The 13,662-nt window shown below is 37.7% G+C and carries 10 protein-coding genes; 8 read left to right on the forward strand and 2 right to left on the reverse strand.

Translation table 11 applies throughout. The features are described 5' to 3' along the window. The first annotated feature begins 506 nt into the window (after positions 1–506). The 5 genes from bchL (at position 507) to VB715_RS03865 (ending at position 5,673) form a co-directional block, all read left to right on the forward strand. Positions 507–1,376 (forward strand): ferredoxin:protochlorophyllide reductase (ATP-dependent) iron-sulfur ATP-binding protein, encoded by an 870-nt coding sequence (bchL, locus tag VB715_RS03845; protein WP_323299877.1) that lies wholly within the window; start codon positions 507–509, stop codon positions 1,374–1,376. 217 nt (positions 1,377–1,593) lie between these two features. Beyond that, a complete protein-coding gene (locus VB715_RS03850; RefSeq protein WP_323299878.1) occupies positions 1,594–1,899 on the forward strand; it encodes a DUF5331 domain-containing protein in 306 nt (101 codons plus the stop codon). Positions 1,900–1,902: 3 nt separating this feature from the next. After that, positions 1,903–3,303 (forward strand): ferredoxin:protochlorophyllide reductase (ATP-dependent) subunit N, encoded by a 1,401-nt coding sequence (locus VB715_RS03855; protein WP_323299879.1) that lies wholly within the window; start codon positions 1,903–1,905, stop codon positions 3,301–3,303. A gap of 208 nt (positions 3,304–3,511) precedes the next feature. Then, the gene (locus tag VB715_RS03860; protein ID WP_323299880.1) at positions 3,512–4,474 is read left to right on the forward strand and encodes a protochlorophyllide reductase; all 963 of its coding nucleotides are present in this window, start codon (positions 3,512–3,514) and stop codon (positions 4,472–4,474) included. Positions 4,475–4,893: 419 nt separating this feature from the next. Continuing rightward, the gene (locus tag VB715_RS03865) at positions 4,894–5,673 is read left to right on the forward strand and encodes a PEP-CTERM sorting domain-containing protein (protein WP_416336905.1); all 780 of its coding nucleotides are present in this window, start codon (positions 4,894–4,896) and stop codon (positions 5,671–5,673) included. Between the two features lie 242 nt (positions 5,674–5,915). Here the strand turns inward: VB715_RS03865 and gltX are convergent, their stop codons facing one another. Further along, entirely contained in the window at positions 5,916–7,361 is a 1,446-nt protein-coding gene (gene gltX / locus VB715_RS03870) for a glutamate--tRNA ligase (protein ID WP_323299881.1), read from the reverse strand. Positions 7,362–7,428: 67 nt separating this feature from the next. After that, positions 7,429–8,313, reverse strand: a complete 885-nt coding sequence (locus VB715_RS03875) for an ABC transporter permease (RefSeq protein WP_323299882.1) — start codon at positions 8,311–8,313, stop codon at positions 7,429–7,431. A gap of 239 nt (positions 8,314–8,552) precedes the next feature. Here VB715_RS03875 and cax point away from each other — a divergent pair, with 239 nt between their 5' ends. From cax to VB715_RS03890, 3 genes are all read left to right on the forward strand, one after another. Next, positions 8,553–9,644: a calcium/proton exchanger gene (cax, locus tag VB715_RS03880; protein WP_323300183.1), complete on the forward strand. Its 1,092-nt coding sequence runs from the start codon at positions 8,553–8,555 to the stop codon at positions 9,642–9,644. 210 nt (positions 9,645–9,854) lie between these two features. Then, positions 9,855–11,183 carry a UDP-N-acetylglucosamine 1-carboxyvinyltransferase gene (gene murA, locus VB715_RS03885; RefSeq protein WP_323299883.1) on the forward strand — a complete coding sequence of 443 codons (1,329 nt, stop codon included), beginning with the start codon at positions 9,855–9,857 and terminating at the stop codon, positions 11,181–11,183. Positions 11,184–11,740: 557 nt separating this feature from the next. Further along, positions 11,741–13,528 carry a hypothetical protein gene (locus VB715_RS03890; protein ID WP_323299884.1) on the forward strand — a complete coding sequence of 596 codons (1,788 nt, stop codon included), beginning with the start codon at positions 11,741–11,743 and terminating at the stop codon, positions 13,526–13,528. The last annotated feature ends 134 nt before the right edge of the window (positions 13,529–13,662 follow it).

Consider the following 13,662-nt stretch of genomic DNA (forward strand, 5'->3'; position numbering starts at 1 on the left):
ATTGATGAACACCTAATTTACTTACCTAAAATTGTAATTATTCTTTATAAAAATCTTTTGACCAAGTTGCTAAGACCAACAACTGACCAAAAACCCCCTATTTTTTGTTACATTCCTTAATAATTTAACGAGTTTAGGCTAGTTGTGATCCCCTGTCAAATTCGTTGTAATCCTTGCTGAACAAGCTTTGCAACTATTGTAAAGCTTGTTTAAGACATGGTGAGTAACCGATTGTTTTGCTTTTGTTCCTGATTATAGTAATACAATACACAAAATTTATTTTAAGATTATTTTTGATAATAAAACAGATTATAATTTAAAAAAAATATTTTTACTGATTAATACTCTATAAAACTTAGGATTAAACCTAAAATCTCTAAAGAAGGCCCTTTCAATTCTTATCCATTTGCCCCATAATGCGAGTAATGAGATTGACAAACCCACTGTCCTAAAAAAGCAGTGATAAGGAAAACCAGATTTATTTGATCACACAGGAGACTCGAACCTTGACTTTAACACTCGCAGTTTACGGAAAAGGCGGTATCGGCAAATCTACCACCAGCTGTAATATTTCCACAGCATTAGCCAAACGGGGTAAAAAAGTGCTACAAATTGGCTGTGATCCCAAACATGACAGCACATTTACCCTGACTGGGTTCCTTATTCCTACCATCATTGACACCCTACAAGAAAGAGACTTTCACTACGAAGATATTTGGCCTGAAGATGTTATCTATAAAGGTTATGCAGGGGTAGACTGTGTAGAAGCAGGTGGCCCCCCCGCAGGTGCAGGTTGCGGTGGTTATGTAGTAGGAGAAACGGTTAAATTACTCAAAGAATTGAATGCTTTTGATGAGTATGATGTTATTCTTTTTGATGTCTTAGGTGACGTTGTTTGTGGTGGTTTTGCTGCACCTTTAAACTATGCAGATTATTGTTTAATTGTGACAGATAATGGTTTTGATGCTTTGTTTGCTGCTAACCGTATTGCTGCTTCCGTAAGAGAAAAAGCAAGAACCCATACTTTACGTTTAGCGGGGTTAATTGGTAATCGTACTTCTAAGCGTGATTTAATTGATAAATACATAGAAGCGGTTCCCATGCCTGTGTTAGAAATTCTGCCATTAATTGAAGATATCCGGGTATCTCGTGTTAAGGGTAAAACCTTGTTTGAAATGACAGAAACTGACCCTTCTCTTGAGTATGTTTGTAATTACTATTTAAACATTGCAGACCAATTATTAGCAATGCCTGAAGGGGTAATTCCTAAGGATGCTCAAGACAGGGAATTATTCACCTTATTATCTGATTTCTATCTTAATCCTCAAGCTCCTGTTAAAACAGAAGAAGAAGCATTAGATCTAATGATGGTTTAGGTTTGTATAACATTTTTAAATGAGATATAAATGTGGAACGGGCATCTTGCCCGTCACAGGCTGGAAGCCTGTACCACAATTGTTTATATTTCAAATAAGAATGTTATGCTATGGGTTTTAGAGAAGTTTAGCTTGATGTTTTCTCTGAGGTGATACAAATTCTAGTTAGTGAGGGAATACTAGATATAGTTACTTTTGCTAATAAGGAGACTTAATAATGATTACTTTAATGGACTCTAGAAATTGGTGGCATAAAACGCCCAATGATGGTAAACGTCCTTGTGCTGACATAATTTTAGGAGTAATTACTGCCCTAGAACCAAAATTATCTGTCTGGATGTTACCTTTTTGTCAACTTAATTCAGATGGGAATAAGCTTATAGAAGTTCTGGGATTACATTTTGATCCTGAGAAGGAACTAAAAAAAAGAGCAGAAGAAAGGGCAAAATTACCTCCAGTAGTACCATCAGAAATCGATGAAATCGAACGAATTAGACAACAATTAAGCAAAGGAGAAATCTAAATTATGACTGCTGTACAAGAACCCACTGCTTTACAATTTGAATGCGAAACGGGTAATTATCATACCTTTTGTCCCATTAGTTGCGTTGCCTGGTTATACCAAAAAATTGAAGATAGTTTCTTCTTAGTTATTGGCACAAAAACCTGTGGTTACTTCCTTCAAAATGCCATGGGAGTGATGATTTTTGCCGAACCTCGTTACGCAATGGCAGAATTAGAAGAAGGGGATATTTCTGCTCAATTAAATGATTACGAAGAACTCAAAAGATTGTGTCTACAAATTAAACGCGATCGCAATCCTAGCGTCATCGTTTGGATCGGTACTTGTACCACCGAAATCATTAAAATGGACTTAGAAGGTTTAGCCCCCAAATTAGAGGGAGAAATCGGTATTCCTATCGTAACAGCAAGAGCAAACGGTTTAGATTATGCCTTTACTCAAGGGGAAGATACCGTCTTAGCAGCAATGGCCCATAAATGTCCCACAGCAGTCAAAGAAGAAGGAGAAAAAGAAGAAAGAAATGCCATCCATAAACTATTAAACTTTGGAAGGAAGAAAGAAGATATTAAACAAGAGGAGTCCGAATATAAGGATCATCCTCCCTTAGTTATGTTTGGATCTTTACCAGATCCAGTTGTTACCAATTTAACCCTAGAATTGAAGAAACAAGGCATAAAAATAGCAGGTTGGTTGCCCTCAAAACGGTATACAGAATTACCTGTAATTGATGAGGGTTATTATGTCAGTGGAGTTAACCCATTCCTATCACGAACCGCTACAACTTTAATGCGTCGTCGTAAGTGTAAATTAATCGGTTCACCCTTTCCCATTGGCCCCGACGGAACCCGCGCATGGATTGAAAAAATTTGCTCTGTTTTTAATATTGAACCCCAAGGTTTAGAAGAAAGAGAAGCACAAATTTGGGAGAGTTTAGAAGACTATCTTAAGTTAATTCGGGGTAAATCTGTCTTCTTCATGGGCGATAATTTGTTAGAAGTTTCTTTAGCCCGTTTCTTAATTCGTTGTGGGATGACTTGTCAGGAAATTGGTATTCCTTACATGGATAAACGGTATCAACAAGCAGAATTAGCGTTTCTAGAAAAAACCTGCCAAGAAATGGGAGTTCCCGTTCCTAAAATTGTCGAAAAACCAGACAATTATAATCAAATTCAACGCATTTATGAGTTGAAACCTGACCTCGTTATTACAGGAATGGCCCATGCAAACCCCCTAGAAGCAAGAGGAATTAATACTAAATGGTCAGTAGAATTTACCTTTGCACAAATTCACGGGTTTACTAATGCGCGGGATATCTTAGAGTTAGCAACCCGTCCCCTACGTCGCAATAATAACCTGAAAGAATTAGGTTGGGAGAAATTAGTCAAAGAAGAAGCAAAAATCTAACCTGTCGGGTGGGCAATGCCCACCTACTTATCAATTTAAAGTAGAATACTAGATGTCAAATAAAAGTAGCAGCACATACAGTCAGAGTTTTATTCAACGAGCTAGTTAATGAGTTAACATAAAAATAGCCTAAAATTCATGGCATAAATGTACTCATAATTTTTCTATCTTTTAATGTTAGAGGGAATCTTCAGGGAGTCTCAAAATAATGGCAGAAAATCGTCAATCAACCGTCGTCATTACAGGTGCATCATCAGGGGTGGGTTTATACGGGGCTAAAGCCATGGCCAAACGCGGTTGGCACGTGGTTATGGCTTGTCGTAACCAACCTAAAGCACACCAAGCGGCCAAGGAATTAGAAATTCCCATGGATAGTTATACTGTGATGCAGCTTGACTTAGGCAGTTTAGACAGTGTGCAACAGTTTGTCAAGGATTTTAGGTCTAGTGGGCGATCGCTGGATGCTTTGGTGTGTAATGCTGCTATTTATATGCCTTTGTTAAAGGAACCCTTACGGAGTCCCGAAGGTTACGAGTTAACCATGACCACAAACCATCTGGGACACTTTCTCTTATGTAACCTCATGTTAGAGGATCTGAAAAATTCCTCCGCCTCTGAAAAACGGTTAGTAATTTTAGGAACTGTCACCCATAACCCTGATGAGTTAGGGGGTAAAATTCCCCCTCGTCCCGACTTAGGAAAACTGGAAGGGTTTGTGAATGGATTTAAAGACCCAATTACTATGATTGATGGCAAAAAGTTTGAACCTGTTAAAGCTTATAAGGATAGTAAGGTGTGCAATGTTTTGACTATGCGAGAATTACACCGACGCTATCATGAAAGCACAGGTATTATCTTCACCTCTCTCTATCCTGGTTGTGTGGCTGATACTCCTTTATTCCGTAATCATTATCCCTTGTTTCAAAAGATTTTTCCCTGGTTCCAAAAGAATATTACCGGGGGTTATGTCTCTCAAGAATTAGCAGGGGAAAGGGTGGCTGATGTCGTCACAGAAGCGGAATATGGTCAGTCTGGGTCATATTGGAGTTGGGGAAACCGTCAGAAAAAAGGCCGTGAAGCTTTTGTACAAAAGGTTTCACCCCAAGCAAGGGATGAGGAAAAAGCAGAACGGATGTGGGATCTTAGTGAACAATTAGTCGGTTTAGTCTAAAACCGTAGGGTGGGCAATGCCCACCTACCTTCACCCCTAGGGGCAATTCATGAATTGCCCCTACTATTTTGACAAACATTGTTAGACATCAAATTTAACAAATGTCCAAATATTTAGTATTCTTATCTTATACGAAAAAAATATATACAATTGTTAAGCTTCTGACAAGTTACTTGGGGAGTTTTGATCGATTTTTAGGGAATGATTTCTAAGTTTAAGAATTTAATTGTTGACATTAATTAAATAAAAAATAAGGGGTAAAACTTGAAAAGGGGGAGAAGTATAAAACAATCTTATACTATCTAAATCCTGATGTTTGCAATCCTTGATTTTAAATTTGAGGTTAGCTATAGTTCCCGTGAGAACACATTTAATTTTGTGTTAACGGCATAATCAAGATTTTTTCTGGAGAAAAACTGATGAATACATCTAAGTTATTACAAAAATTGGCGATCGCTGGTGCGATATCAGCGATCTCTGGTGTGGGTTTGGCTATTTCTCCTGCTCAGGCTGGAGTATTTTCATTGACCCCTCAATTGCCAAATAATTCAACTAACCCAGGAGTACGAGATACTGAATCAGGAAGTCCAGGAGAACTCATTTGGACAACCTTTCCAGGTTTTCCTACCGGTGCTGGTGAAGGTTCTCAGCATGGCGTTAATGGCGTTAATGGTTACGATAATCCTACAATAACATACGATCCTTTACCCGGAGTTTCATCGTGGTTCAAGATCGAATTCTTCGGGAAAGGGACTTCCAGCCAGAACAACCAACTCTTCTGGAATGGTCAAGAACTTTTTGCCGGTCTAAATTGCCCCAACCCCAATAGTTTTGATTCTCCTTGTGCATCCACGATGGTACAAGCATTAGACAATGTTCCCTTTGAGTTCAGGACTAATCTGCCTCCTATGACAATGGTTGCTAACGGAGATGAGCCAACTATTGGCGGTGATGGTAATGTTGTAGGAGCGCACTACTTTGCAACCCTCGACGGAACATGGGCGACCACAACTGGTACCGACATGGTTTACATCGGCTTTTCTGACGGGAATGGAGGAGGAGGTACTAGTGACGACGATGCAGCAGATTTCGTCATTAAAATTACCTCAATCAAGCACGTACCGGAACCTGGTACTGTTTTAGGACTTCTTGCTTTAGGTGGACTAGGTTTAGTTTCCAAGCGTAAGAAGCAAAAATAAAAGTTATCCATGTTAACAAGACACAGATAACTGTTAAGACTTTATTGTAAATTGAGTGGGGTTAAGATTGTGTCTTCAGCACAATAGCCTCACTTCTTTTATTATAGAAGGTAATTTAACAATAATTGAAGGGAAACTTAAGAGGATCTTTTATTACCAGATTTCAAACTAAAGATAGTCATAGTTCTAACCCAATTTCATTTTGAAAAATAAATAAAATCACTCCTCAACCCTTTAAAATCTTAACTTAACGCCTCTTTTAAACGACTTTTATCCCAACCTTTATCATTTAATAAAAGCCAGGATTGAATTAAGTCAGGGCCATGTAATTCTCCCATTAAACCTGCCCGCAGCGATCGCATAATTAACCCTTTTTTGACCTTAAAGGTTTTGGTCACAGTTTTGATGATTTCTTGGGCCTTTTCTTCTGTTAATTCAGCCACATCTTCTAAGTTGTCTAACACCGCTTTGAGGATATCTTTTACCCCTTCTTGTTCAATTTGGGCCATGGCTTCTTCACTATAAGTCACCGTTTCACCAAATAATAAATGACTTTCTTTGGGAGCATCACTTAAACGAGTTAAACTAGGGCCAATTAAGGCAGCCATCTGTTCTAACCAGGGGCGATCACTTTCTAAATTAACCTCATATCCTGCTTCTTGCCAATAGGGAATTACTAATTCTACTAATTCATTAGCGGGCATTTTATGAAGATATTGACTATTGAGCCAATCTAATTTATCCCAATCAAATTTAGCACCTGCTTTATTAACCCGATCTAACGTAAATTGTGTCGCAGCTTCTGAGAGAGTAAAAATTTCTTGAGTAGAATCAGGGGCCGTCCATCCCAAAAGTGTCATATAATTGACCAAAGCATCGGCTAAAAAGCCCATTTTACGAAAATCATCAATAGAAGTCACCCCATCCCGTTTTGAGAGTTTACGCCCTTCTTGATTCAAAATCAAAGGAGTGTGGGCGAATTCTGGAACCGTTCCCCCTAATGCTTCATAGAGTAAAATTTGTTTAGCGGTATTAGCAATATGATCCTCCCCACGAATCACATGGGTGATTTTCATATCAATATCATCCACCACCACCGCTAAATTATAAAGGGGTTGGCCAAAAGTTTGCTCGTCGGTTTCAGGAATACGAGCGATCACCATATCCCCACCCAGATCGCTGCCTTTCCAAACTACTTTACCTCGGATGACATCATTCCAAACAATTTCCCGATGGTCATCAATAATAAACCGAATCACAGGTTTACGGCCTTCTGCTTCTAAAGCTTGACGTTGTTCTTCTGTTAAATGACGATGACGGTTATCATAGCGAGGAGCTTGGTTTTTTGCTTTTTGTGCCTCTCGCATCTGTTCTAATTCTTCTGAGGTACAATAACAGCGATAGGCGCAACCTTTATCTAATAAAGCTTGGATAGCTTGACGATAAAGTTCAAGACGTTGGGTTTGAAAGAAAGGCCCTTCATCCCAAGTTAATCCTAACCAAGAGAGGCCCGATTTAATGTTTTCCGTGTATTCTGAACGCGATCGCTCCTGATCCGTATCTTCAACCCGTAAAATAAAAGTACCCCCATAATGGCGAGCAAATAACCAGTTAAAAACAGCCGTTCTCGCGGTTCCGATGTGTAAATTTCCCGTAGGACTGGGGGCAATACGAACTCTAACTGTCACAGAATTTCCCTCTAAATAAGACTGACAATTGGACTATTATATTTTAAAAGTAAGGCTGTTCATGGATTTAGGCTCTTTCCACAATAAATGGCATCGCTAACCGATAGAAAAACCAGCCGATCAAGGCTATCAAAATGGCTATAATGCTGGCTATCCAAAAACCTGTCGGATTAGAAATGATTCCTGTGGTTGCCAATTCTCTTGTTGTTACCAATAAAGGCGTAACCGGATTAATTCCCACTAAAATCGCCCAAATCCCCTCTTTTGGCTCAGGATAGATGACTGGAGTAACAAACAACCAGATCCGAATAACAAAACCCATGAATTTACTCACATCACCGTATAAGCAAGAAAAAGGCCCCATAATTAAGCCAATACCTGTCGCAAACATCAGTAAATGAATGAAAGCTACGGGTGCTAGAATAATTGTCCAAGTAACAGGTACTTTAAACCAAAGAAAGAAGAAAACGATAGGGATTAATGAGATAAAAAAGTTAAAGATAATTTGTCCTAATGCAGAAAGAACAAAGGCCTCAGGGGGAACATTTAATTTCATTAACATACTTTTGGCAGAACGGGCCGCACTCATGGTATTCGTTAAAGTCTGGGTAAAAGTCTGCCAGAGGGTCATACTAAAAGCAACAAATACTGGGTAAGGAATATCTGTTTGTCCCAAATTCAAAATCTTAGCTTCTTTGAGAAAAGTTAAACCAATAGCAGTAATAAGTGGTGGAATAAAAGCCCAGAGAATACCTAAGACAGATTGACGATATTGAGATTGAATATCCCGTTGAATCAACTGCCAAGCCAACTCACGGGAGGCCAATAAATCATGCCACATCTCCTGCAATAATTGCACAGGATGTCTGACACGACTTTCTGGTTGATAGACAACAACTGGGATGGGTTTTTTGTCTTGGTCTGGAGAAGGATGGGAGGTGCCGTGACTCATGTTAAGGTGTCAGTAGTATAGGGACTTCTTAATGGTTTTATCATATAAATTCACATTTTCTCAAAATTTATATTTCTCCACCAAGCCTAACCCCTTGAGCAGAGAAGATGTAAGGATTCTTACTTTGGTGACAGTTTACGCCTTTAATATCATAAACTGAGAATCAGAAGATTATCACTTCTGACTTCCGTATATTCACGCTCCCAGAACTTCTGACTTCTTGAATGTTGACCCTTACTATGTTGAATAAAAATACAATTTTGTCAGTCTTATTGGTGTTTATTCCCATTTCTTTGGCGGCTGAATATTTAGAATGGGGGGCAACCGTCGTTTTTATTACGGCCGGTTTAGCTATTGTGCCATTAGCCGCCTTAATGGGCAAGGCAACTGAAGAGATCGCGGTTGTGGTTGGCCCCAATTTAGGGGGGTTATTAAATGCTACCTTTGGCAATGCCACAGAACTTATTTTAGCCTTAGTTGCCCTGAAAGAAGGGTTAATTGGAGTCGTTAAAGCAACGATTACTGGGTCAATTATTGGCAATTTATTGTTAGTAGTTGGCTTTTCTATGTTGTTAGGAGGATTACGCTATAAAGAACAAAGCTTTCAATCAGTAGCTGCCCGTTTAAATTCATCTTCTATGAATTTAGCTGTGGCAGCAATTTTATTACCCACAGCAGTACAATACACTTCGACTGGCATTGAGGAAGTAACCCTACAACATTTATCCGTTGCTGTTGCTATTGTTCTGATTTTAGTCTATGCTTTGACCTTGCTTTTTTCGATGAAAACCCATGCTTATCTTTATGATGTAGGAGTGGCAATTGAAGAGGAGAGCGAGGAAAAAAAAGAAGACGTAAATGTGAGTAAATGGGTTTTTATCCTGTTGCTAATTACCCTAGGAGTTGCTTTTGAATCCGAATTATTAGTCAATTCTCTAGAAGAGGCCACAGAGTCTTTGGGTTTAACCGCATTATTTACAGGGGTGATTGTATTACCGATTATTGGTAATGCAGCAGAACACGCTACAGCCGTCACAGTAGCCATGAAAAATAAGATGGATTTATCTATGTCGGTTGCTGTGGGTTCCAGTTTACAAATAGCCCTATTTGTTGCCCCTGTCTTAGTAATTTCAGGATGGTTTTTAGGCCAACCCATGGATTTAGATTTTAATCCCTTTGAATTAGTGGCAGTATCTGTGGCTGTTTTACTGACTAATTCGATTAGTTCTGATGGTCGTTCTAATTGGTTAGAAGGAACTTTATTACTCGCCACTTATGCCGTGATTGGTATTGCCTTTTATTTCCATCCTGTCGTCGAAGGATTAGGCTAATTTCTATTTCAAAGTGACGTTCCCTAATCTCAACCCAGACAGATTAGGGATTTTTGTCAGAACTTGACCCTTAAGAATAGTAACCCTGGAACTTTAGCTAGACTTTTTTAATCATTCAAGTTACATTGAAAGCAAATTTGAACCGAATACTATAATTGTTTATAGTTTTTGGAGAATATAACCATAGAACGCTCTTATATATCGAATCCTATGACAACCCATCTAGAAGAACAGCAACCCGTTTTAAAAATCCAAGGACAAGCCACCTTAAAAGGCGAAGTCACTATTAGCGGTGCCAAAAATTCAGCCCTCGTTTTGATGGCCGGAGCCATTCTTTGCTCTGAGGACTGTCGCCTACGGAATCTGCCTTCCCTGGCTGATATCCACCGCATGACCCAAATTTTAGCTGCTTTAGGAGTTAAGCTCCAAAGAAATGGGGATATTCTAGATATTAACGCTCAACACATTGGACAAGATCAAGCCCCTTATGAGTTAGTTTCTCAACTCCGGGCCAGTTTCTTCGTCATTGGGCCCTTATTAGCCCGTTTAGGCATGACTCGCGTTCCTTTACCTGGTGGTTGTGCCATTGGGGCCAGACCCGTTGATCTCCATGTCCGAGGGTTGCAAGCTATGGGGGCCGATGTCCGCATTGAGCATGGTGTGGTTCATGCTTGTGTTAAAGGCAGTCGTCAACGGTTACAAGGGGCTAAAATTTACTTAGATTATCCTAGTGTGGGCGCAACCGAAACGATCATGATGGCGGCCACCTTAGCAGAAGGGGAAACCATCATTGAAAATGCGGCTCAAGAACCCGAAATTACTGACTTAGCCAACTTTTGCCGTTCCATGGGCGCGAAAATTAAAGGAGACGGCAGCAAGACGATCATCGTTTCTGGGGTAGAAAAGCTCCATAGTACCGATTATTCTGTCATTCCCGATCGCATTGAAGCAGGAACTCTCTTAATTGCCGGGGCGATCACTCAATCAGAAATTAGCCTCGCCCCTGTCTTTCCTGAACATTTAGCCTCTGTCATCGCCAAATTACGCGCTATGGGCCCCCAAGTGGTTATAGACGGGCCAGATCGTATCCGCTTAGTTCCTGCCCCCTTAAAAGCTACAGACATCGAAACCTTACCTTTTCCTGGGTTTCCCACGGATATGCAAGCTCAATTTATGGCACTGTTAACCTTGAGTGAAGGCAGTAGTATCGTCACAGAAACAGTGTTTGAGAACCGTTTGCGTCATGTGGCTGAATTACAGCGCATGGGAGCAGATATACGGGTTAAAGGTAATGTTGCCCTAGTACGGGGGGTTCCCTTCCTCTCAGGTGCGCCTGTGATGGCTACAGATTTACGGGCTTCTGCTGCTTTAGTTTTAGCAGGGTTAGCCGCCAAAGGAACTACTGTGGTGCAAGGTTTGCAACACTTAGATCGGGGTTATGACAATTTAGAAGGCAAGCTCAGAAAATTAGGTGCAAACCTCCGTCGTGTCAACGTTGCTTCTGAACAAGAATCAGCAGAATATTCAAGGGTTAATTAGGGTTGAGATTAAGCTAAAACGCATTTAAAATGCGTTTTAGCAAGTCAGAAGTTCCTTCGGCATGATGGCACAGAATTAATAAGAGTTTCCCCTATAAGTTTTTTAAATACACAACACCTTATACTCAATATTTAGCATAAGAAATGTAAATCTTTATCCTAATTATTGACATTATTAGACAAAATTTATCATACCTTGAATAAGAATGAACAAGAATAAATAGGATTTTTAGATTAATGTCTGGATTAGTCTAATTTTAGGTTGTATTGCCAAGTTTTGAGATGGCTGTTAAACTAATCTCGCATTAAAAGCCTTTCCCGTCGTAGTTTGTTTTCCACTTCTCTCTTTTTTGCCCTCTATATACTGAGATACTTTATATGTTAACTCTTTTTCTTCAACAAAGTTATCCGCAAATCATAGCGTATTTTAACTCTTACTGGAAAATATTTGCTTTACTTACAATTCCCCCTATATTTTTAATTAGTTTATATACTTTTTATTTTAGGTTTTATCAATACGAGTTATCAATATCTATATTGAATTTAACTGACAAGAGAATGAAAATCAAGCAAAGTTATAAAATAAATACTTATATTCAGATTGGTTTTTTTTTACTTTTTTGTATTACTTATATATACCTGATGCTTTATGGGGAGGATTTTGCTTATCACGACAATGAGCAATACACTTTGTTTTCATTATCAGGAAATTTTTTGGGTATGCCTATACATCCAAGTGGGGGAAGATTTTGGCCTCTTGGACATCAAGAGTTTAACTTGATCAGTCTTTTCAGTAAAACTCCCCTTGCTTACCATCTTTTTCCGGTTTTTCAATTAGTTGTTTGTCTTTGTGTCATTTGGCTTATTTTAGAAAATAAAAGCATTAGTTATAAACTTTTTGTGATTTTTTTTATTATGATCACTCATAGTTTTGTGATTTCTTTTCAAGGGCTTATTTTCCCTGAAAGGAATCTAATTTTTTGGATAAGTATATTAATCCTATCTATTCAGAAATTTGAGAAAAGTAATTCTATTATTTACTTTATTGGAGCTATTATTGCCGCTCAATTTTTACTTTACTATAAAGAACCAATCTTTTTGTTAATAGGTGGATTTGCTACTATGCGATTAGTAAATAGTTTAGTTATTATTAAAATATGGAGCAACTGGGGGAATCTATCTAAGGTCATTAAATATAGATGGATAGATGTTTCATTAATTATATTATCAATTATTTTTCTATCTTATTATTTTTTATGTATTTTTCCAAATATTGAAGACGCTTATATGAGTAACAATCAAGTCAACACTTTTTCTATTATTGTTTCTTATCTTACAACAGATATTATTTTAAATGTATTTTTTATTGTATTTTTTGTGAGAATTATTTATCTAGGTAAAATCAAAAAAAATCCAGATATGTTATGGGATTTTTTAGCATTTAGCTCTATTTTGTATTTTATTAGTTATATCAAACTTGGTATGTATAGTACCTATTATACAAGTTTGACAGATTTTATTGCAATTTTGTACCTTGCTATTTTAATAGATCGAATTGATTTTAGTAATAATAAGTCTCATTTAAAAAAATCAACGATTATAGCATTGACATTTTTATTGTGTTTAGAAAATATTCATTTGTCTTCTTACGCAATTATATCCAGAAAAAAACATATAGATTCACGGGTCAAATTTGTTCAATTTATTCAAGAATATATTTATAATCACCCTAATGGTAATGACTTAGGTCTATTCTTTCCTCATAATAATAATTATGATGTAATGCAATTCACGGCTTTCATGAATTATAAAATAAATCAGGGTAGTAATTTCAGTGACATAACTGATACACAGCTTTATTCAAATGGACAAAAGCTGGTTCTGAAAAACTATCTCACTGAAAAATTAGATAAAGATTTATGTGTATCTTATCGTAATATTAAATGCTATTATCAAAGTAAACCAAGTTTTAATGATCTAATAATTTATCTTCCGGCAAGTGATCATTTAAACTTATATAGTCAAAAGTTCGATGGCTTTAGAAAATATATTGGATCTATTAGAAAGAAAGAACTTATAGATCTTGGAAGCAATTCAAAAACTCTATTTCATTATCAACCAATGTTTGAAGGTCTGGAGAAAATACTTGTGTTTTTATCTCCACCAAAATGGATTGATTCAGATTGGCTAAATGGGTCTATTATGACTCAAAACCCTCTTTTATCACTTACGGAAGATACTTATAAATTAAAAAATCTGAAACTTTTGTCTGAAGAACAATCACTATTTTATTTCCCAATAAAAGATCGCCAATACTATGAAAATAGTAAAATACTTATGGAATAAGGATTATAGATATCACTTTGCCCCAACGTTACAAAAGAGGGTTTCTATATTATCAGGCTTCAGTCTGTATGTAGGTGTTGATTTAGCATAACAAGTTCGATAGAACCAATTTTCCATGATTCTGACAAACACCT

The sequence above is a fragment of the Crocosphaera sp. UHCC 0190 genome, from assembly GCF_034932065.1.
Lineage (GTDB): Bacteria > Cyanobacteriota > Cyanobacteriia > Cyanobacteriales > Microcystaceae > UHCC-0190.